Annotated in this window: 19 protein-coding genes; 13 read left to right on the forward strand and 6 right to left on the reverse strand. The window is 72.3% G+C overall.

The genetic code is table 11. From position 1 onward, the window contains the following. Nucleotides 1–29 precede the first annotated feature (29 nt). Nucleotides 30–1,445: a M6 family metalloprotease domain-containing protein gene (locus ACZ6I1_RS26795; RefSeq protein WP_469291302.1), complete on the reverse strand. Its 1,416-nt coding sequence runs from the start codon at nucleotides 1,443–1,445 to the stop codon at nucleotides 30–32. A gap of 293 nt (nucleotides 1,446–1,738) precedes the next feature. Between ACZ6I1_RS26795 and ACZ6I1_RS26800 the strand changes: the two genes are divergently transcribed. The 8 genes from ACZ6I1_RS26800 to ACZ6I1_RS26835 all read left to right on the forward strand — a co-directional run bounded on the left by ACZ6I1_RS26800 (nucleotide 1,739) and on the right by ACZ6I1_RS26835 (nucleotide 9,886). Next, on the forward strand, nucleotides 1,739–2,422 hold the full coding sequence (locus ACZ6I1_RS26800; protein WP_469291398.1) for a DNA alkylation repair protein: 684 nt from the start codon (nucleotides 1,739–1,741) through the stop codon (nucleotides 2,420–2,422). A gap of 246 nt (nucleotides 2,423–2,668) precedes the next feature. Continuing rightward, nucleotides 2,669–3,376 carry a GNAT family N-acetyltransferase gene (locus ACZ6I1_RS26805; RefSeq protein ID WP_469291304.1) on the forward strand — a complete coding sequence of 236 codons (708 nt, stop codon included), beginning with the start codon at nucleotides 2,669–2,671 and terminating at the stop codon, nucleotides 3,374–3,376. Nucleotides 3,377–3,453: 77 nt separating this feature from the next. Continuing rightward, the gene (locus tag ACZ6I1_RS26810; protein WP_469291306.1) at nucleotides 3,454–5,838 is read left to right on the forward strand and encodes an Rv1355c family protein; all 2,385 of its coding nucleotides are present in this window, start codon (nucleotides 3,454–3,456) and stop codon (nucleotides 5,836–5,838) included. Nucleotides 5,839–5,888: 50 nt separating this feature from the next. Then, on the forward strand, nucleotides 5,889–6,725 hold the full coding sequence (locus tag ACZ6I1_RS26815; RefSeq protein ID WP_469291308.1) for an N-formylglutamate amidohydrolase: 837 nt from the start codon (nucleotides 5,889–5,891) through the stop codon (nucleotides 6,723–6,725). Next, on the forward strand, nucleotides 6,722–7,315 hold the full coding sequence (locus ACZ6I1_RS26820) for a DUF4232 domain-containing protein (RefSeq protein WP_469291310.1): 594 nt from the start codon (nucleotides 6,722–6,724) through the stop codon (nucleotides 7,313–7,315). Before ACZ6I1_RS26815 ends, ACZ6I1_RS26820 begins: the two co-directional genes overlap by 4 nt. A 98-nt stretch (nucleotides 7,316–7,413) precedes the next feature. After that, nucleotides 7,414–8,124, forward strand: a complete 711-nt coding sequence (locus ACZ6I1_RS26825) for a VanZ family protein (RefSeq protein ID WP_469291312.1) — start codon at nucleotides 7,414–7,416, stop codon at nucleotides 8,122–8,124. A gap of 15 nt (nucleotides 8,125–8,139) precedes the next feature. Beyond that, on the forward strand, nucleotides 8,140–8,814 hold the full coding sequence (locus tag ACZ6I1_RS26830; protein ID WP_469291314.1) for a response regulator transcription factor: 675 nt from the start codon (nucleotides 8,140–8,142) through the stop codon (nucleotides 8,812–8,814). Beyond that, nucleotides 8,807–9,886 (forward strand): sensor histidine kinase, encoded by a 1,080-nt coding sequence (locus ACZ6I1_RS26835; RefSeq protein WP_469291316.1) that lies wholly within the window; start codon nucleotides 8,807–8,809, stop codon nucleotides 9,884–9,886. The genes ACZ6I1_RS26830 and ACZ6I1_RS26835 overlap by 8 nt, the downstream gene beginning before the upstream one ends. Before the next feature lie 21 nt (nucleotides 9,887–9,907). Here ACZ6I1_RS26835 and ACZ6I1_RS26840 read toward each other — a convergent pair whose 3' ends face one another. The 3 genes from ACZ6I1_RS26840 to ACZ6I1_RS26850 form a co-directional block, all read right to left on the reverse strand. Continuing rightward, nucleotides 9,908–11,191 carry a YncE family protein gene (locus ACZ6I1_RS26840; protein WP_469291318.1) on the reverse strand — a complete coding sequence of 428 codons (1,284 nt, stop codon included), beginning with the start codon at nucleotides 11,189–11,191 and terminating at the stop codon, nucleotides 9,908–9,910. A gap of 146 nt (nucleotides 11,192–11,337) precedes the next feature. Continuing rightward, nucleotides 11,338–12,519 (reverse strand): serine hydrolase domain-containing protein, encoded by a 1,182-nt coding sequence (locus ACZ6I1_RS26845; protein ID WP_469291320.1) that lies wholly within the window; start codon nucleotides 12,517–12,519, stop codon nucleotides 11,338–11,340. A 135-nt stretch (nucleotides 12,520–12,654) separates the two neighbouring features. Next, nucleotides 12,655–13,254, reverse strand: coding sequence for a TetR/AcrR family transcriptional regulator (locus ACZ6I1_RS26850; protein ID WP_469291322.1), 600 nt, complete (start codon nucleotides 13,252–13,254; stop codon nucleotides 12,655–12,657). 237 nt (nucleotides 13,255–13,491) lie between these two features. Here ACZ6I1_RS26850 and ACZ6I1_RS26855 point away from each other — a divergent pair, with 237 nt between their 5' ends. Beyond that, nucleotides 13,492–13,884: a VOC family protein gene (locus ACZ6I1_RS26855; protein ID WP_469291323.1), complete on the forward strand. Its 393-nt coding sequence runs from the start codon at nucleotides 13,492–13,494 to the stop codon at nucleotides 13,882–13,884. A 44-nt stretch (nucleotides 13,885–13,928) separates the two neighbouring features. On the opposite strand, the gene ACZ6I1_RS26860 is transcribed toward ACZ6I1_RS26855, so the two are convergent. Together ACZ6I1_RS26860 and ACZ6I1_RS26865 are read right to left on the reverse strand one after the other, a co-directional pair. Beyond that, nucleotides 13,929–14,186, reverse strand: a complete 258-nt coding sequence (locus ACZ6I1_RS26860; protein WP_469291325.1) for a hypothetical protein — start codon at nucleotides 14,184–14,186, stop codon at nucleotides 13,929–13,931. Continuing rightward, entirely contained in the window at nucleotides 14,173–14,457 is a 285-nt protein-coding gene (locus ACZ6I1_RS26865; RefSeq protein ID WP_469291327.1) for a DUF6400 family protein, read from the reverse strand. Before ACZ6I1_RS26865 ends, ACZ6I1_RS26860 begins: the two co-directional genes overlap by 14 nt. Before the next feature lie 109 nt (nucleotides 14,458–14,566). Between ACZ6I1_RS26865 and ACZ6I1_RS26870 the strand changes: the two genes are divergently transcribed. The 4 genes from ACZ6I1_RS26870 (at nucleotide 14,567) to ACZ6I1_RS26885 (ending at nucleotide 20,647) form a co-directional block, all read left to right on the forward strand. Beyond that, nucleotides 14,567–15,787, forward strand: coding sequence for a hypothetical protein (locus tag ACZ6I1_RS26870; protein ID WP_469291329.1), 1,221 nt, complete (start codon nucleotides 14,567–14,569; stop codon nucleotides 15,785–15,787). 138 nt (nucleotides 15,788–15,925) lie between these two features. Further along, on the forward strand, nucleotides 15,926–18,490 hold the full coding sequence (locus tag ACZ6I1_RS26875; RefSeq protein ID WP_469291331.1) for a molybdopterin-dependent oxidoreductase: 2,565 nt from the start codon (nucleotides 15,926–15,928) through the stop codon (nucleotides 18,488–18,490). Further along, nucleotides 18,487–19,449 (forward strand): FAD binding domain-containing protein, encoded by a 963-nt coding sequence (locus ACZ6I1_RS26880; RefSeq protein WP_469291333.1) that lies wholly within the window; start codon nucleotides 18,487–18,489, stop codon nucleotides 19,447–19,449. Before ACZ6I1_RS26875 ends, ACZ6I1_RS26880 begins: the two co-directional genes overlap by 4 nt. A 127-nt stretch (nucleotides 19,450–19,576) precedes the next feature. After that, nucleotides 19,577–20,647 (forward strand): polyprenyl synthetase family protein, encoded by a 1,071-nt coding sequence (locus ACZ6I1_RS26885; RefSeq protein ID WP_469291335.1) that lies wholly within the window; start codon nucleotides 19,577–19,579, stop codon nucleotides 20,645–20,647. Nucleotides 20,648–20,660 lie beyond the last annotated feature (13 nt).

Here is a 20,660-nt window from a genome sequence, read left to right on the forward strand (position 1 = left end):
GGGCGGCGGGCGGCGGGCGGCCGTCGGTCTCACTCCATGTGGATGTCGACGGCCATCTCGTCGTCGTCCGGTTCGCCCTCGACCTCGATGGTGACGCCGGACCACCTCCCGTCCGGCAGGTTGAGTGCCGGGGTCGTCGATTTGCCGATGGTCCTGTTCCCCAGCGAGGGATACAGGTCGGTCGAGTCGCCCCGGTTGCCCTGGCTGAAGACCGCGCCCAGATCGCGCCTTCCGTCGGCCTGCAGCAGCTCGATGGCGAGGAGGTCCTCCTCGTTGACGTTCCGGATGTCTTCGTCGACCGTGTAGACGGCGATTCCTGCGTCCGGCAGGAACGCGTCCTGTCCCCGGCGGCGCCGGTACTCGACGAGGATGTACTGCACCTCCGTCATCGTGGCCGCGTTCTGGATGAAGAGCATGTCACCGCCCTCCGCGGCCGGCCCCAGGACGACGTCCTTGGCGGTCTTCGTGATGCGCTTCGGACTGGCCCAGCCGTGGAACATGCGGAGCATCCCGTTGGGGAACACCGGCGTGAGGCCGAAGTTGCCCCAATTGCCGGCCGCCATGAGGCAGTAGTTGCCCAGGCCGTTCGACTTGGTCGCCTGCAGCCGGCCCGTGTCGTAGTAGTCGGCCCACCGCGCCGCCAAATGGCCCCATTCGTGGGCGCACAAGCCCATCGCGCAGTCCTCGGGCACCGTCAGGAACGTCTCGACGGTCAGGCCCGGGCCGACGGTGACGCCTCCTGGAATGCCCCACTTGAGGCTCCAGATATCGTGGCGGCTCTTGGTCCGCTCGGTGCCGGGCCCCGAGTGCACGACGAACAGCGCGGTGACCGTGTCCTCGTCCAGCACGTCGTAGGGCCTGAAGTCGATGCCTTCGGCCTTGGCCAGCGTCACCGCGTCCCGGGCCATGCCCTGAGCGTTGCGGGGGAAGTCACCCTGTCCCGATCGGCCGTCGGCGTAGAAGGAATGCGGCTGCGGCATCCGCAACCAGCCGTGGACCTCGCCCTGGATGTCGATGCCGTGGTCGCCGAACGCGTCGAAGCCGCTGATCTTGCGGTAGAAATCGCGCATGCTGCCGGTCGGCAGGGAGTTCGTGCTGAACAACAGCTGTTCGTAATGGCCCGGGCTGTGGCTCGGCTCGTGCGGCTTGTCAGGGAAGTCGACGAGAAGTACGAGGGTGTTGACGACACCCTTGAGCCGTTTGTCGGGCCTCGTGATCAATTGCCGGTCGGCACTCGGCTCGACTCGTACGGCGCCGTCGTCGAGACCGACGAGCTTTTCGGCTCGCCGGGTGGAGCGCCAGGTGTAGTAGTAGTCCTCGAAGGTGGTGTAACTCGGCAGCCGGCCCGATTGCATCAGGTCCAGGTATTCGGCATAGAGCTGGGCCAGCGCGTCGGGGGCCAGTGGGGCCGGGCAGGGATGCGTACAGGTATTCGTGCGTCGCATGGCGACCACTCACTTGTCTGAACGATCACAGAGGCGCGTTGCGGTAACCGCGCTCAGGGTGTATGCGGACACCATCCGTTTATGCTGTACATATACAGCCTCCCTCCGTCGATACCGCTGGTCAAGGGGCACAGGGGGCACGGTCGACTGCGCTCGTCGGGCCTGTCCGCAGGGTTCCGGATGGACCTGCACCGGCCGCGGTGTGGCGCCGGGGCGGCCCGTACGACAGGACGTGGGCGTCCGTCATAGGCTGGCGCGGCACGGACGGACAGGAGGCTGAGGTGGCCGGGACGATGCGGACCGAGACGACGGTCGCCGAGGTGATGGCCGAGCTGGCCGGGCTCGAGGACCCGAAGGCGCGCGCCGTGAACGAGAAGCACGGTGACGACCACGGTGTGAACCTCGGCACGCTGCGCGCGCTCGCGAAGCGGCTGAAGACGCAGCAGGACCTCGCGCACGGGCTCTGGGAGACGGGCGACACCGCGGCGCGACTGCTGGCCCTCCTGATCTGCCGCCCGAAGGCCTTCACAGGTGACGAGTTGGACGCCATGGTGCGCGAGGCACGCACACCCAAGGTGCACGACTGGCTCGTGAACTACGTGGTGAAGAAGAACCCGCACGCCGAAGAGCTGCGCCTGGCCTGGTCCGCGGACCCGGATCCCGTGGTCGCGAGCGCCGGCTGGGCGCTGACCGCCGAACGCGTGGCGAAGAAGCCCGCGGGCCTCGACCTCGCGGCACTGCTCGACGTCATCGAGGCGGAGATGAAGAACGCCCCGGACCGCCTGCAGTGGGCGATGAACCACTGCCTGGCCCGGATCGGGATCGAGCACGCCGAGCACCGCGCACGCGCCATCGCCATCGGTGAGCGCCTGGAGGTGCTCAAGGACTATCCGACGTCCCCGGGCTGTACGTCACCGTTCGCGCCGATCTGGATCACCGAAATGGTGAACCGGCAGCAGGACAAGACGGTGGCGTGACCGCGAGCCCGCCGTCGCGGACGCGACGGCGGTTGCCGCCGGTGGCCGGCGCGTCTCCGCTCTCGCCCTCCGCGCCACCACGGTGCCGGTACAGTCGGCTTGCGCCGCGTGCTGCCCTTCGCGCGGCGGTCGGGGAGGGGGCGGGGGGAATGCCGCGCACGTATGTCCATCGGACGGTTTCCACCACGCCGTGCCCGGACCGCCGGGCTGCCGCGCGCTCGTCCGCCTAGACCCTCAAGGGCCCCCATGCACCTGACATTATTCGATGTCCAGTACGACGACCCCCTCTACCAGGAGTTTCTCGCCGAGCAGGAGAGGGCGTACGCCCGGCTCGGCCACGAGGTGATGGTGCGGTTCGGCAAGGGCGATCCACGCGTCGGCGCCGATGCGCTGAGCTGTGTGGCAGCCGTCGACGACGACGGCCGGCTCGTGGGCGGTGTGCGTATCCACCCCGGAGTCAAAGGGGAGTTGCCCTCCGAGATCCACCTCGGCAGTCCGGACGTCGCCTCCGCCGTCACCCGCGCTCGGGCGCGGGGGGAGACGGTGGCGGAAATCGCCGGCGCCTGGGTGGCGCCGCAGTGGAAAGGACGGCACCTCGTCACCGTGCTGGTGGTAGCCGGTATCGCCGCCGCCGAAACCCTCGGCGCCACCGCGCTCCTCGGCAGCTGCTCGGCCCGGCTGACGGGGACGTACGAGCGCTGCGGCTACCGGTGGCGGTGGGAACGGCCCCTGGCCGACGCCCCCTTGCCCGGCGTCACCTCGTACTACTCCCTCGACAGGATCGAGGCGTTCCACCACCGCGAAGCGCGGCTGACGCGCACCCTGCAGACGCTGGGCGAAGGGCTGAGGGCGGGGGGCGCGCGCGAGCGCATACCCGAGCAGGTCGTGCGCGTGTGCGCCGACCAGCTCGGCCTGCGGCTGTTCGAGCCCTCGCTGCTCTCGCCGGAGCCCTGACACCGTCCGGCCGCGCTGCCCCCTCTCCCTATCCCCCCGGCCCTATCCCGCCGACCACGACCCGCCGAAGGTGCACGATGAGTCTGGAAACGCAGATCAACTCCCTCACCCGGGCGGCCGACGACGTGAGCCCCTGGCGTCCACGGCTGTTCGCCGCGGGCGACCCCGGTCAGCGGTCGGAGCTGACCGGGATACTGACCCGCGGTGAGGCGACAGCGGTCCAGGACACCCTGACCGACCAGGTGGCGGAGCTGCTCACCGCCCGCCGCCCCGCCTGGCGTCCCAGCGCCGAGGAACTCCAAGCGGCGGTGGAAGGCCACCTCGACGGGCAGCCACCCCTGGAGTACGGGACGTGGGTCTGGTACCCGTGGTCGGGCCGGCTTGCCCACGTCCTGCCCCGGGCCGAGTACCGCGAGCTGCGGCAGTCCCGCAACCACTACAAGATCACAGCAGCGGAACAGGCCGGCCTCACGGGCCGGACGATCGCGGTGGCCGGCCTCTCCGTGGGCGCCGCCAGCGCGTTCACCCTCGCCCAGGAAGGCGTCGGCAGCCGCTTCCGTCTCGCGGACTTCGACCGGCTCTCCCTCTCGAACCTCAACCGCCTGCGTGCCTCCGTCACCGACATCGGCCTGCCCAAAGTGGTCATCGCCGCACGGCAGATGTACGAGATGGACCCCTACCTCGACATATCGATATGGCCCGACGGCCTGACCGAGGACAACGTCGACGCCTTCCTCACCGCCGACGGCCGCGCCGATCTCTTCATCGAGGAGTGCGACGACCTCTACATCAAGGTCTTCGCGCGGGAACGCGCCCGCGCGCACCGGATCGCGGTGCTGATGGAGACCAACGAGCGCGGCATGCTGGACGTGGAACGCTTCGACCTCGAACCGGACCGGCCCCTGCTCCACGGCCTCGTCGACGGCCTGGCGGCCGCCGACCTCAAGGGGCTCCCGGTCCGCGAGAAGGTGCCGCACGTCCTGCGGATCCTCGGCCCCGAGAACCTCTCGGACCGCATGGCCCCCTCGCTGATGGAGATCGGGCACACCCTCTCCTCGTGGCCCCAGCTCGCCTCGGGGGTCGCCCTGGGCGCCGCCGTGCTCACCGACACCGCCCGCCGGGTCCTGCTCGGGCAGTTCACTGCTTCCGGGCGCTTCTTCGTCGACCCGGCGGAGCTCGTACGAGACGGCGCACAGGCCCACCCGACGCCAGGACGGCCGCCCGCGACGCCGCCCGCGACGCAGCCCGCAGTGCCGCCGACGACGGTGCCGCCCGCGACGCAGACGGCGACGTCCCACCCCGCCCCCCTCGTCCTGCCCGGCCCCGGCGAGGCCCTCGGCGAGGAAGGCATCCGCCGCCTCGTGGCGTACGGAATCCAGGCCCCCTCCGGAGGCAACGTCCAGCCCTGGAAGTTCCTCGCTCGGGGCACGGTGCTGCACTGCCGCACCGACGACGAACAGCGGCCGACGCTGCTCGACTTCCAGGGGAGCGCCACCCGGCTGGCGATCGGAGCGGCCGTCGAGAACATCGACCTCGCCGCCCGGGCCGCGGGCTGGGCCTGCCACGTCCGCCGCTTCCCCGATCCGGCCGATTCCGGACTCGTCTGCGAACTCACCTTCTCCAGGGCCCCGCAGACCCCGCGGCCCGCACTCGTCGACTGGATCGGCCGGCGTGCCACCAACCGCCGGCCCGGCCCCGCCCGCCCCCTGGACACGTCCCACCAGCAGGCCCTGATGCGCTGCGCAGCCGACAGCGGCGCCCGCCTGCACCTGGTCACCGAACGTGCGGAGCTGGAGGAGACGGGCCGCATCCTGGGCGCCGGCGACCGGCTGCGCATGCTGTCCCCGCGCCTGCACGGGGAGATGATGGGCGAACTGCGCTGGACCCCCGAGGAGGTACGCAAGACCCGGGACGGCATCGACCTCGCCACCCTCGAAGCGGACGCCACCGACCTGGCCGGCCTGTCCCTCGCCCGTCACTGGCCCCACCTCGCCTTCGTCCGGCAGATGGGCGGCGGCCGGGCCTTCGAGGAAGGGGCACGCAACAGCGTCGCGGCTTCCTCGGCGATCGGCTGCCTCACCGTTCCCGGAGGCGGCCCCCGGGCCCACTTCGACGGAGGCAGGGCCCTGCAACGGCTCTGGCTCACCGCGACGTCCCTGGGCCTCGGATTCCAGCCCGTCACCGTACTGCTGTACCTCTTCGCCCGCATCGAGCACGGCGCAGGCGCAGGCCCAGGCGCAGGCCCAGGCGCAGGCGAAGGCGACGGCACCGGCCTCGACGCGACGGAAACCGCCACGCTGCACGCCTTGCGCACACGCCTTTCCGCCGTCGTCCCGCAGCGCCCGGACGAGACCGAACTGCTCCTGTTCCGCCTCGCCTACGCCCCACCGCCCACCGCCCGCGCCCTGCGCCGGGACGTCGACTCCGTACTCCGCTTCGACGACCCCGACACACGGCCCTGACGTCACGGGCCGGCTGCCGAGCGGGCACCGCCTCCGAAGAAAGAGCACACATGAACCACGCGACCGGATCCTTCCAACTCCTCCCCGGCGCCGCCACGTCGCCGGTGGTCCTGCACGTACCGCACTCCTCACGCGCCATACCGGAGTCCGTCCGCAGCGGCATCGCGCTGGACGACCGGGCGCTCGAGCGGGAACTGGACCACATCACCGACTCCTGGACCTCGGACATCGCCGCGGCGGCCGCGGCAGGTTCCGCCGTCACACCCTGGCAGTTCGTCAACGGGCTGTCCCGCCTCGTCATCGACCCGGAGCGCTTCCCGGACGAGCGCGAGGAGATGCTGGCCGTGGGCATGGGAGCGGTGTACACGCACACCACCCACCGGGAGCGGCTGCGCCCCGAGGGCTTCGACGGCCGACCGCTGATCGACCGCTACTTCCACCCGTACGCGGAGGCGATGACGCGGGCCGTGGAGGGCCGGCTGGCGGCCGTCGGACGGGCCGTGGTCATCGACGTGCACTCGTACCCGACGGAGCCCCTCCCGTACGAATTGCACGGCGACGGCTCCCGGCCGCCGATCTGCCTGGGCACGGACCCCTTCCACACCCCGGCCGGCCTCCTGGCCGCGGCCGAGAAGGCCTTCGCGGGCTTCGGCGGCACGGGAACGGACAGCCCCTTCGCCGGCACGTACGTACCGCTGGACCACTACGGCAAGGACGACCGGGTCAGTGCGCTGATGATCGAGATCCGCCGGGACGTGTACATGTCCGAGCCGGGCGGACCCGCCGGACCCGGCCTCGCCGCCGTGGCGGCGGCCCTGGCGCACCTCGTGAACGACCTGCACACCACGAACACGAATCCTGACAGCCTTGGGGGAATTCATCCATGACAGCTCTCTCCCACCGCACGGCGGTCGCGGCCGCCCTGCTGCCCCTGGCCGTACTGGGCCTGACCGGCTGCGGACCATCCGACGCGGGCGGTCAGGCCACGGCGACCAAGGCGCCGTCCGGGACCGGATCCGCCGCCCCCGCGCCGTCAGCGGTACCCGCGGAGTCCGCCGGTGCGGACGGGAACGCCAAGCCGTGCACCACGCACACGCTGGACTACACCGTCAAGCCGGTCGACCAGCCCGCCGGTCATGTCCTGATCACTGCCGTGAACACCAGCGGCCTGCCGTGCCGCATGCCGGCCGAGGTGCCGATCGTCACCTTCAAGGAGCACCCGCACGACGCGGACGTCATCGGCCCCGAAACCGGCACCGGCCCCGTCCTGCCGCCCGGCGCACGGGCCTACGCGGGGCTCGTGCTCACCGGACCGGGCGGCGAGAGGGACCGGGGCCACGTCGTCACGGTGGCCGTCATCCGCCTCGGCTCCTCAACCGGCTCCGAGCGCGCCCCCATCGAGGGCGGCCCCGTCACGGTACGGTCGGCCCGCACCACGGTCTGGTCGACCACCGAGAAGGCCGCGTTCACGTACTGACCTGACCTGACATGTTCCGACTGAGGGGAATCCGTGTATCGCGGGCGTATCGGAAAACGCATACGCCCCCGCAACGGCCCTGCGTGTCCCATGGGGGCATGAACCACCACGCATCCCCCTCGGCACCGCCCCGCCGCATACGCAGGACCGTCCTTCCCGGCCTGGCGGTCCTCGGCATCGCGAGCGCCCTATTCGCCGTGCGGAGGCCGCTCATGATGTCCGCTCCGAGGTGCATGGCCGGGCGGTGGCACGGCTGCTTCGACACGTTCAACGGTGTGGTGCTCATGACGTTGGTCGCGCTGCCGCCGGCGGCGCTGGTGGTGTGGGTGCTGGCGCGCCGCCGGAGTGCCGCCGGCGTCACATCGGCGTGGCGGACGTCGCTGGCCGAGGTGGGCATGGTCCACGGGACGGTGCCGTTCCTGTGGCTGACCATGATGCCGGGCGCCGGGGCCGGCACCGTCCCCGGCCGGGTGAGCCTGGTACCGCTGCAGGACCTGGTCACGATGGGGCCGCTCGGAACCATCGGCAACCTGCTGGTCTTCGCAGCGGTGGGGTTCTTCGCCCCGATGCGGTTCGCGGCGCTGGCGTCGGTGCCGCGGATCCTGGCCCTCGGGGCGGCCTGCTCGGTCCTGGTCGAAACCGCCCAGTACGTCCTGCGGCTGGACCGGGTGACCTCCGTGGACGACGTACTGGTCAACGCCGCCGGCGCCGCGCTGGCCGCGCTGGCGTCGCGCCGCTGGTGGCGCACGGCGGCGCAAGCGCCGTCGGACCGGCCTCGCCCCGCGCCGGCAACGGCGCCGGCAGCCTGAGCTTAGGCTTCGGACATGCGCGTACTGATCGTGGAGGACGAGCCCTACCTGGCCGAAGCCGTCCGTGACGGCCTGCGCCTGGAGGCGATCGCCGCCGACATCGCCGGCGACGGCGACACCGCTCTGGAACTGCTGGGAGTCAACTCCTACGACCTCGCGGTCCTGGACCGCGACATCCCCGGCCCCTCCGGCGACGAGGTCGCCCGGCGCATCGTCGCCTCCGGCAGCGGCATCCCGATCCTCATGCTCACCGCCGCCGACCGGATCGACGACAAAGCCTCCGGGTTCGGGATCGGCGCCGACGACTACCTCACCAAACCGTTCGACCTGCGGGAGCTCGTCCTGCGGCTGAGGGCGCTCGACCGCAGACGCGCGCACGCCCGGCCCCCGGTCCGCGAGATCGCGGGCGTGCGGCTCGACCCGTTCCGCCGGGAGGTCTTCCGCGACGGGCGCTTCGTCGCGCTCACCCGCAAGCAGTTCGCCGTGCTGGAGGTCCTCGTCGCTGCGGAGGGCGGGGTCGTCAGCGCCGAACAGCTGCTGGAACGGGCCTGGGACGAGAACGCCGACCCCCTCACCAACGCCGTGCGCATCACCGTCTCCGCACTGCGCAAACGACTCGGCGAACCATGGATCATCGCCACGGTGCCCGGCGTCGGCTACCGGATCGACACCGGCAGCACCCATGCATAGAAGCGCAGGGCTCAGCGCCCGGCTGAAACTCACCCTCAGCTATGCCGGATTCCTCGCCGTCGCCGGCGCCCTCCTGCTGGCCGTGGTGTGGGTGTTCCTGCTGCGCTACGTACCCGACAACTCCCAGGGCCTTCTCGGGATCGCGCCCAACCGGTACCTCCTCGTGCGCACCTTCGTCCCCGCCGCGGCCGTGGCGATGGCCTTCCTGCTCGTGTTCGGCCTCGTCGGCGGATGGATCCTCGCCGGCCGGATGCTCGCACCCCTCACCCACATCACCGAAGCGGCACGGAGGGCCGCGCACGGGTCGCTGTCCCACCGGATCCGCATGAAGGGCCGCCAGGACGAATTCCGGGAACTCTCCGACGCGTTCGACTCGATGCTCGAACAACTGGAGTCCCATGTCGCCGAACAGCAGCGGTTCGCCGCGAACGCCTCCCACGAACTGCGCACCCCGCTGGCGATCTCGCGGACGCTCCTCGACGTGGCCCGCAAGGACCCCACCCGGGACCGCGGTGAACTCATCGAACGCCTCTACGCCGTCAACGCGCGCGCGATCGGACTCACCGAGGCGCTCCTGCTGCTCAGCCGCAGCGACCGCGGCAACTTCACCCGCGAGAGCGTCGACCTCTCCCTCGTCGCCGAAGAGGCCGCCGAAACCCTCCTCCCCCTCGCCGAACAGCGGGGGATCACGCTCGACGTCACCGGCGGAGCGACACGGACCAGCGGCTCCGCGGAGCTCCTGCTGCGGATGGTGACGAACCTCCTCCAGAACGCCCTCGTCCACAACCTTCCCGCCGGCGGCACCGTGACCGTCCACACCGAAGCACTGGGCGACGCGAGCGTGCTGCGCGTCGAGAACACGGGTCATCCGCTCCCACCGGAACTGGTACCGACCCTCACCGAACCCTTCCGGCGCGGAGCGGAACGCGTACGCACCGACGAGCACGCGGGCGTCGGCCTCGGCCTGGCCCTCGTCCACAGCATCGTCCGCGCCCACGACGGGACCCTCGACCTCGTCCCCCGCCCCGCCGGCGGCCTCCTCGTCACGGTGCGCCTCGCCGGCAGGCCGTGACACGTGCCCGGTACCACCGGGCTAGAGGACCGCGATGCCCAGCGGGCGCTGACCGGCGGGGAGCCGGCGCGTCGAGCCCGTGTCCAGGTCGACGACCGTGATGCCGTTCCAGTAGCCGTCGCGGGTGAAGCCCCCCGTGACGTAGGCCGTGCGGCCGTCCTTCGCGACGGCGACGTCCTCGTGCGGACCGTCGAGCGGGACCACCTTCTCCTTGCCGTCCGGGCGGCGGACGGTGAGCGAGGGGCCCCCGTCGGCGGCCGGATCGACGGGGCCGGTACCGACGACGAGCAGCGTGCCGTCGGGTGTGACGGCCGTGCCGTGCTGATGGGTGTTCGCGGTCATCCGCTCGATCGACGAGGTGCCGGTCTCCGGGTCGACGACGACCAGCTTCTCGCCCTCGAACGGCAGGAGCAGGCGGCCGTCGGAGGGGCGTACGGCCGCGTAGTGCGGCTTGAGCCACGAGCCGAGTCCGCCCTCGGTGCCGTACGGGGCGACCTCGATGCGGCGCGTGTCCATCGTGTCCGTGTCGACGACCGTGACGTCGAAGGAGTCGTGGTCCGTCGCGTACACCCGGGTGCCGTCCGGGGAGACGTCCACGTCGAACGGGCGGCGGCCGGTGCCGGCGGTGCCGGTGACCTTCAGGGTGCGGGTGTCGATCGCCTCCAGCGCGCCGCGGCCACCGGGCACGTTGACCCCGACGTAGACGTGGCGGTCGTCCGGCGCGAGGGCGATGCCCATGCCGCCGCCGCGGTATTCGCCGTACGTCGCGGGGCCGAGACCCGCCGTCGCGTAGGGCACGAGGGCCAGGCGGGCGCGGGTGGCGGTGTCGACGACCGCGACGCCCTCGGCCGTGGCGACCCACGCGCGGCCGTCCGCGCCGACGGCCAGCCCGTAGGGCGCGGCGCCGACCACCACCGAGTCGATGGGGCCCTCGTCCGGGTCGACGAAGGTGACGGTGTCCGCTCCGAAGTCCGCGACCAGGAGCGTTCCGTCGGGCGTCCTGCCTCCGGGACCGCGAGAGGTGCTCGAGGTGCCCGCATCCGTCCCGGCCGATGCGGCGGGCCGGGTGGCGGCCCCGGCGGGATCCGCCTGCGTGCAGCCCGCGAGCAGCGCCGCGATGCCGGCGGTGACCGCCGCCGCGGTGAGCGCGGGGCGGGGACGCCGCCGCACGGGGAGGCGCCCCGTACGGCCAACGGCCTTCGGCAGCAGGGCTCGGTCGACAGGGGACACGGGGGTGCTCCTCGGGTGGGCACGGGCGGTCGGTCGGGGTTCGGCCGCTTCGGGGCCGTCCGCTCCGACCTCCATGGTGGGCCCGCCCGGGGCCCGGTCCCGTCGGCGTACCGGATGCCTGGCGTGCGCGAACGGCCGACGGGCGGGTCAACCGATCGGCTGACCCGCCCGACGCGGACCCCGTACTCAGCGGCAGGCCGCGGGACGGGCGGGCGCGCGGCTCAGCTCGCGGGGGCCGCTTCGGGGCAGTACTCGGCCTCCATGATGTTCTTCGGGGATCCCACGCTCCAGTCCCCGTTGCGGTTGTAGGCGAGCTGGTGGCGTCCGTCCTCGGTGGTGACGGCCAGCGAGGTCGACCCGACCATGCCTCCGCCGTGGCCCCACAGCGTGGTGCCGCAGCTCGTCCGGAACCGTGTGATGCCGAGTCCGTAGGACATGTCGGGGTGTTCGGGAGACGAGACGGTGGTCTTCATCGCCTCGAGCTGCTTCGGCGGGAGCAATGCGCCGCGCAGCAAGGCGTTGTAGAACCGGTTCAGGTCGCCGGTGGTGGAGATGACGTCGCCGTCGGCCCAGCCCTGCGACCCGTTCATCTCGGTGACGTCGTCGATGCGGTCGGGGGCCGACTCGAACAGCTTGGAGTAGCTGCGGCTGCCGGGCCGCGGCATGTGGATGCTGTCGCCGGGGTTGGAGGTCGCCCTCAAGCCCAGCGGTTTGATGATGCGGTCACGGACCTCGGCCTCGTACGTCCGCCCGCCGGCCTTCTCGATGACCAGCCCGGCCAGGACGTAGTTGGTGTTGGAGTACGAGAACCGGTCACCGGGCTCGAACAACGGCTCGTGGGAGAGAGCCACCTTCACGTGCTTCTGCGGGGGCACGGTGTCGTACCGGTGCGTGAGGTACCCCTCACCCCGGATGTACGTATCGAGGTACTCCTCGTCGGCCAGGTAGTCGAAGAGGCCGGAGGTGTGGTTGAGGAGTTGACGCACGGTGATCTTGCGGCCGTCGTTGCCGTTGCCCCGTACCAGGCCGGGGAGATGGTGCTCCACCTTGTCGTCGAGATCGAGTTTCCCCTCCGCCTCCATCTGGAGCAGGACGGTCGCGACGAAGGTCTTGGTGATGCTGCCGATCCGGAATCGGTCGTTCGTGCCGCGCGGCGTGCCGGTCGTCAGGTTGCCGACACCCGACGTCGATTTCCAGACGCCGTGGGCGTCGCGCACCTGGGCCGTGATGCCGGGGATGCCCCCCTTCACCTCCGCGTCCATCGCACGCTGGGTCGCCTCGTGCCGTGCCCTCGCGGGGGCGGCGTCCGACGATGCCTGCGCGGGCACCGCGAAGGCGGTGGCCGCCATCGCGGCGGCCGTGAGACCCACCGCGCCGGCCCGTGCGGTCTTCCGTAACGTCATGCCGTGCTCCTTGGCGTTCGCCGAACTCCGTGACTCGTGGCCCGTCCCGTGGACCGGCAAGGCCCACTTGCAGAACAGGACCGCCAACGATCGCCGGATGGTTGAGCGAACCCCGAGGTTGGCTGATTCAGGTGATCAAGGCTGGTGGTGGCTGACCGAGCGCCAGATGTGTTCGGGCAGCGCACGGGCGGCTTCCTCGAGATCGACATCGCCCATGGTGAGCCAGCGGCGGACGACGGCGACGACCGGGCCCATGACGAGGGACTCGATCATGGGGGCGGAGAGGCCGGTGAGTTCGCCGGATTCCTGGTGTGCCTGGATCCAGAGGGTGATCGGTGCCAGCCGGGCCTCTTGGGAGTCGCGGATCTGGCCGGCGTGCGCCATGCCTTGCCGGTCCGCGCTGACGGAGTGTATGAGGCGGGCCTCGTCCGGATGGGTCTGCGCGAAGTCCAGGTAGGCCAGGACGACGGCCTCGATGCCCGAGCGGGCGTCGGCCGCCTGTACGAGCGCTGTTCCCAGCGAGTTCAGGAGCTTGCCGAGCGAGCGCAGGGCGAGCGCGGAGAACACGCCGTCGAGGCTGCCGAAGTGGTGGTAGATGCTTCCGGAGCTGATCCCGCTGGCCTTGGTGATCGCGCCGAGGGTGAGGCCGGCTTCGCCCGACGAGGCATAGACGCCGAGTGCCGCGTTCAGCACCTGTTCGACCGTGGCTTCGCCACGTTGTTGTTTCGGGCTCATCGAACTGGCGTCCTCGTTCTCATCGCGCGTGATCCGCTTACTCCTCGTCACGGACAGCGTAGAACATCGTTTTCCGGACTCCGTCCTGAAGAAGGGCGAGCGTGAGGCCGGGACGACGTGCGGCAGCGGCGCATCTCGGCTTGACAGGCACGTGAACGTTTGCGGTGCTGGAGGCCGCAGGGCTCGTCGAGACCATGCGGCAGGCCGCGACACGTCCGAACCGGAGGAGAGCACCCCGTGAAGATCCATCTGACCAGCGTCTTCGTCGACGACCAGGCCAAGGCCCTGCGCTTCTACACCGAGGTCCTCGGCTTCGTGAAGAAGCACGACGTGCCGGTGGGGGAGACGGACCGCTGGCTGACCGTCGTCTCGCCCGACGAGCCCGGCGGCACCGAACTCCTCCTGGAGCCCGCCGGACACCCGGTCGTCAAGACCTACCGCGACACGCTCGTCCAGGACGGCATCCCGCTCGCCCAGTTCGCCGTCGACGACGTGAGCGCGGAGTACGAGCGCCTGCGCGGCCTCGGCGTCCGCTTCACCCAGGAGCCCGTGGACATGGGCCCCGTCACCACCGCCGTGTTCGACGACACCTGCGGCAACCTCATCCAGATCGCGACCCAGCCGAAGTAGAAGGCCGACCACGCGCGGCGCCGGCCGCGCCGGCCCAAGGCGTGTCAGAGACGGGGCAGGTAGCCGGCGACGCGGTTCCACACGGAGCGGGTGGCGCCGAAACCGCTCTCGTGCACCCAGACGTGCGTGCACGCGGGGCACTGGAGGTGGAGCAGGCTGCCGGTGTTGGTGAGCAGGTAGCGCCAGTGGGCGGAGCAGGTCCGCCCCTGTGCGCAGGGCTCACACCCCTGGGCGTCCTTGCACTGCGGGCAGGCCGCCCAGGCACGGCGCCCGGGGTCGGCCTGCGGGTCAAGCGGCAGCACGGCCGTCTCCCCTCGCGGGCAGCACCCCGGCCGCGACCAGGCTCTCGTAGAGGTGCTGCTGCTGCGCGTCGAGTCCGGAGTACAGCAGGTCGTACGCGGCCTCCTCGCCGAGCAGCACCTCGACCGGATCCCAGTCCGAACCGAGCGCCTCCATCACCTGGGCGCGCCGGAGCACCTCCTGTGAGGTGAGGTCCACCTCGAAGCCGACCAGCTCGGACGCGCCGGAGGCGCCGGGCTCGTCAGGGGAAGGGATGGGGTCACGGGGGGCCATGGCGTCGAACTTAGGTAGCCCTTCCTTTTCGGGTCAAGGGAGGGTGGGCGGAGTCACAGGCCGGATATCGCGTGGCGGCACCGCCCCCGGTCGGGCAGGGTTCCGGTTGATGACGACCGAAGACGAGATGTACTACGCCCCGTTCGACTCTCTCGAAGGGCTGCTGCAACGGGGGCGCGGCCTGGGTGCCGTACGGGCGCTGCAGGATCCCCGGGCGGCCGCGCCCCTCGTGTACGACGGGATCCGGCGGGACTGGCGGTGGGACGGGTTCGACGAACGCGCCCACTACCTCGCCGGTCTGGTACGGGACCTGGAACTGTCGCCCACGCCGGTCGTGGCGTTGCTGGACGGGGACGAGCAGCAGTGCAGGCGGGCCGTCGGTGTGCTGGAGCTGCTGGCCCTCGGCGGTTGCGGCGAGGCCCGGGACGCCCTGCGCCGCCACGTCAGGGAAGGCGCGCACTGGGTCCACGTACTGGAGTCGGTGAGCGATGTCTGGCCCCTGGAGTGGTGGGAGGACCTGGGCGAGGTCGCCCGCTACCGGATCGCCGGGGAGCCCGAGCCGCCGTGGTTCACCGAGCCGTGGACCCGGTTCGGAATCGGCGTCCGGCGGCCCGACCCCGGCCCGGCGCCCCACGACCTGACCGGTCTCGCGGACGGCGAGCTGCTCGAGGTGCTGGCCGGAGTCCGGCCGGCCGGGGAGGGCGCCGCGGTCGCCGCCCTGCGCGAGTTGTCCCGCAGGGACCCGGTGGACGGGCTGATCCCGCTCGTGCCCTCGCTCGTCACCCCTGACGGGAGTCGTCCCCTTCCTCTCCTCAGGCGGGCCGTGGACCACCTGGGAGCCTTGGCGGTACCGGCCGCACGCGGCTGGGCGGACGACGAGCGGCAGTGGCTCGCGCGGCTCGGCTCGGACGTCCTCGCCGATCACCTCGGCCCCGAAGTGATCCCGGCCCTCGTGGCCGAACTCGCCGAACAGTGGCGCAACCGCGCCTGGTGCGGCCCCGACGCCACGGCGAGGAGGCTCGCCCGCTTCGGGCCGCAGGCAGCCGGGGCGGTGGCGGACCTGCGCCGGTTCTGGCTGTGCACCCCGCACTCCTACGAGCGCGCCGCCTACCTGGAAGCGCTCGCCGCCATCGACACGGGCGGGCTGGACCACGCGCACACCGAGTCCCTGTGGGACTGCGAGGAAGGGGCCCGGCTGCTCGGCATCGCCCGTGCGCCGGACACGCCCGAAACCCTGGCGCGGTGCGCGGCACTGCGCGACGACCCGATGGAAACCTCTGACGTACGGGCCGCCGCCCGCGCCAGGCCGGCCGCCACGACCACTCCCTGAAACCCCGGCGATCCGAAACGGACGGCCCACCCGGGCGCGCGCCGAACTGCGCCGATCCCGGGAGCGGGATATCAAAGGGTGTGAAGGTGAGCGCGAGGCCCCGGCGGTCGCCACCCCCACGGCTAAGGAGCACGTCTCGTGGAGTTCGAGGTCAATGGCGCCCGGCGGGCGGTGGACGTGGACGACGACCCGGCCGCCGTGGACGTGGTGCGCGACCGGCTGGGTCTGACCGGCACCAAGCTGGTCTGCGCGGGCGGGGTGTGCGGGGCCTGCACGATCCAGGTCGACGGTGAGCCCCGCGTGTCCTGCCTGACGCCCGCGGCCGTGCTGGCCGGCCGGCGGGTGACGACGGTGGAGGGCCTGTCCGGCCACCCGGTCGCACGTGCCTTCGCCGGCGAGGACGCCCTCCAGTGCGGCTACTGCACCCCGGGGTTCGTGGTCGAGGCGGCGGCGTTCCTCGACCGGTGGCGGGCCGCGCACGGCCGCACCCGGCCCGGGCGCGAGCAGATCGCGGACGCGCTGGCGGGTCACCTGTGCCGCTGCGGCGCGTACGAGCGGATCTTCGCCGCGGTGGCCGCGGCCTGCGCGGGGGAGTACGACACGGAGCCGGGCGCCGGGGAGACGCCGGCGGTCCCGCGCACCGAGGCCCCCGAGAAGGTCGACGGATCGGCCCGGTACACCACGGACCTGCGTCCCGAGGGACTGCTGGTAGGGGTGATCATCCGGTCGCCGCACGCGCATGCGCACGTTCGGTCCCTGGAGGCCGGAGACCTCCCGCTGGTGCCGTTGCTGCCCCCCGACGGCGTCGTCCGGTACGTCGGCCAGCCGGTGGCCGCGGTCGCCGCGCCGGACCGGGCCTCCGCACGGGCGGCCGCGGCGCGGGTCACGGTGGACTACGAGGTACTGCCGGCGGCCCTGGACGTACGCCAGGCCCGCGCCGGCGAGGGCCCGTTGGTGTACGAGGACAAGGCGGCGCGCAGACGGGCACCGGGCTCCGGCGAGACCCCCCAACTGCTGCCCGCCCGCTGGCGCGGCAACCTGCGGGGGCCCTCCGCGATGAGCAGGCGCCCCGCCACGGCCGTGAGCCGGATCACCGAGGCCCGGGCCCGGCACCCCGAACGGGTCGTGGAGGGCGTCTTCACCACCGCCGCGCAGACCCATACCCCGCTCGAACCGCACGTCTGCCTGGCCCAGTGGGTCGACGGCACCCTCCACCTGGAGGTCTCCACGCAGTCGGTGAAGCACACGGCCGAACTCGCCGCCGAACGCTTCGGGGTGCCCGTCGAACGGGTGGTGGCGAAGGCCGTCCACGTAGGCGGCGGATTCGGCTGCAAGATGGGGCTGACCTCCGACGTCGTCGCCGCGGTGGAGCTGGCCCGGCTGCACGGCGCCCCGGTGCGGGTGGCGCTGGAGCGGGACGAGGAGCTCACCGACGGCGGATACCGGCCCGGCACCCGCATCCGGCTGGCGATGGCCGCGGACGCGGCCGGCGACCTGAGTGCGCTGGCCATGGACGCGGACAGCGACGGCGGAGTCTCGGTGGGCGGCACCGTGGCGGCACTGGCCCGGTTCATGTACGGCAAGGCCCCGCGCCGGCTCCGCGACTTCGACACGGTCACCCACCGGCCTCCCGGCGCCCCGTTCCGCGGCCCGGGCGGACCCACGATGTGCTGGGCCCTGGAGCAGGCCGTCGACGAGATGGCCCACCGGCTCGGCCAGGACCCGATCGCCCTGCGCCGCCGCTGGGACGGCAACTCCAAACGGCACGTCCTGTACGACTGGGCAGCGTCGCTCCCGGTCTGGTCGGGCTCCCGCGGCGGCACCGGAAGGTTCCGCCGCGGCGTCGGCGTCGCGGCGGCGAACTGGCTGTACTTCGTCGATCCCGTCACGGAGGTCGAGCTCACCGTCGAGGACGGGGTCGTCGTCGCCCGCTGCGCCGTCCAGGACATGGGCACGGGCTCGCGGACCGTGCTGCGCCGGGCCGTCGCCGAGGGGCTCGGCGTGCCGGAGGAGAGGGTGCGCGCCGAGGTCGGCCGGAGCGACGCCGTCCACGGACCCACCTCCGGCGGCAGCCGCACCACTCCCTCCCTCGTGCCCGCCGCCGCGGACGCCGCCGCCCGGCTGCGCGGCGCGCTCGGCGGCGGCGATGTGGCCGCCCGGCTGGACGCGGCGCACGGCGTACGGGTGACCGGCCGGCGCCCCCGCGACCGCCGCGGCTTCGCGCTCCCCTTCACGATGGGCGGTGTGGCCGTCGGCCGCGGCTTCACCGGATCGGTGCAGGTCGCCGAGGTCGAGGTGGACACGCGGCTCGGCCGGATCCGCCCCTTGCGCGTGTGGAGCGGCATCTCCGCGGGCCGCATCCACGAGGACCGCCTCGCCCGGAGCCAGTGCGAGGGCGCCGTCGTCCAGGGCATCGGCTACGCCCTGTACGAGGAGCGGCGTACCGACCCGGCCACCGGCCGGGTACTGACCGAGAACCTCGAGGACTACCGCATCCCCGGGATCGGCGACACCCCCGAGATCACCGTCCACTTCCATCAGGAGGGCTTCGAGCACGTCCCCGGCGGCGGTGTCGGCCTCGGCGAGATCGCCACCCTGCCCACCGCGGCGTGCCTGGCCAACGCGGTTCGCGATGCGACCGGCTGGCGCCCGTACGACATGCCCATCCGCCCCGACCGGCTCCTGGAAGGACTGGGTACGTGAGCACCGATCCCGCCCTCACCGACCTCTCGGCCGCCGTCCTGGCCCGCGGCGGGGAGCTGCGCGCCGGTGGCACCGACACCACCGCCCGGCAGCGCAGCGGCGTCTCACCGGGGCCGTTCACCGACCTCGACGGCGCCCGCCACCTGCGCGGCACCGCCCCGCTGCCCGGCGGCGGCCTGCGGATCGGCGCCCTGACCACCCTCGCCGCGCTGGCCGCCGATCCGCAGCTGCACGCCGGATGGCCGGCCCTCGCGATGTCGGCCGGGGCCGCGGCCACTCCGCAGGTCCGCGCCGCCGGCACCCTGGGCGGCAACCTGCTGCAGCGCAACCGCTGTTGGTACTACCGCAATCCCCACGTCAGCTGCCTCCAGAAGGGCGGCACCGGCTGCCCCGCGCGCGAGGGCGACCACCACTTCGGCGTGGTCAGCGGAGACGGCCCCTGCGTCGCCCCGCACCCCTCCACGCTCGCGATGGCCCTGCTCGCGTACGACGCCGAGGCCGAGGTCCACGGCGAGTCCCCGCGCAGTGTCGCCGCCTTGTACGGGGACGGCGACCGGCTCACCCGCGCCGACCACCTGCTGCCGCCGGGCCGCATCCTCACCGGGGTCCGGCTGCCCGCACCCCTGCCCGGGGAACGCGCCGGCTACCACCGGGCCACCAGCCGGGCCCACGCCGAATGGCCCCTGGTCGAGGCAACCGCCCGCCTCGCGCTCGACGGCGCCACCGTCACGCACGCCGCCGTCGCCGCCGGCGGGGTGGCACGCGTCCCGCTGCGGCTGACGGAGGTGGAGGAGGCCCTGATCGGCCGCGAAGCCACCCCCGGGCTCCTCGCCGAAGCGGCAGCGACCGTGCTCGCCCGCTGCCGGCCGCTCCCGCAGACCGGCTACAAGGCCACCCTGTTCAGCGCCACCGTCCTGGAAGCCCTGGAACGGGCCGCCCACCCGGCTCCCGCCGGCTAGGAACTGCTTTCCCCACCCGGACACGGAAGCGCACCTGCCGACCCGCCGCGACCCGCCCTGCCCACAAGGCACTACCGTCACACGTCTACAGCGTGCCCCGACACACCCCAGGCAGGAAGAACGCGTCATGACCCAGCAGATCCTCGAGCGCGTCGCCGGATACGAGCAGCGGTTCAACACGGTCTTCGAGGAGTACTTCGACACGGTGGGCGCCGGACTCGACGCACCCCCGTTCAGCCGTTTCACCCCGGACTGCCTGCAGCTGCTGCGCGAGTTGTCCTTGCGGGGCGGGAAACGGATACGGGTCGTGCTGCTGCACGAGGCGGCGCGTCTGGTGACGGACGCGCCGGTCGAGGGACTCGACGCCGCCGCGCTGAGCATCGAACTGCTGCAGACCCACGGACTGGTGCACGACGACCTCATCGACGACAGCCCCACCCGCCGCGGCGGCCCGTCCACCTACTACTCCTACCGCGAGAGGTTCCCCCACCACCCGCAGGCGGCCCTCGGCCTGACGGTACTGGCGGGTGACCTCGCCCTCGCCCTGTCACTGAAGGCGCTGCTGGAGGCGAAGGTGCCCGGGGCCGTGCGCCAGGCCATGGTCGAGGTGCTGACCCGGGCGGCGGCCGACACGTTCATGGGCCAGATCATCGACCTGGAACGGGACTTCGCCGCCGCACCGGACGAGGACCTCCTGCACTGCGTGGCCGACTACAAGTCCGCCCGCTACTCGATCCTCGCGCCCATGCAGCTCGGCCTGCTCGCCGCGGGGGAGCAGCCGGCGGCCTTCGAGGAGGAACTGCGCGACTATGCGCGGCTGGTGGGGATCTGCGGGCAGATGAGCGACGACTACCTGGACCTCTTCGGCGACGCGGCCACCATGGGCAAGCCGACCGGCACCGACATCCGCGACGGGAAGAACAGCTACACCGTCCGCACCCTGCTGGCGTCGGTCGACGGCGCTGAGCGCCGTCTGGTCGAAGCCGCACTCGGTGACCCATCCTGCACGCCCGAAGCCATCGCTGCCGTCCGGGAGATCGGAGAGCGCCGGGGCGTCACGGTCAGGATGCAGGCGGACATGCGCCGCGCCGCGCAGCAGGCGTCGGCGGTGGCCGCCGGCTGGCGGTCACGGTGGCGGGAGGAGTCCGTCACCTTCTTCGAGCAGCTGCCGCGGTGGAGCGTCGAGCGGGTCCGGTGACGGGACCGCGCTT

This window comes from Streptomyces sp. NPDC046303, from assembly GCF_055588085.1.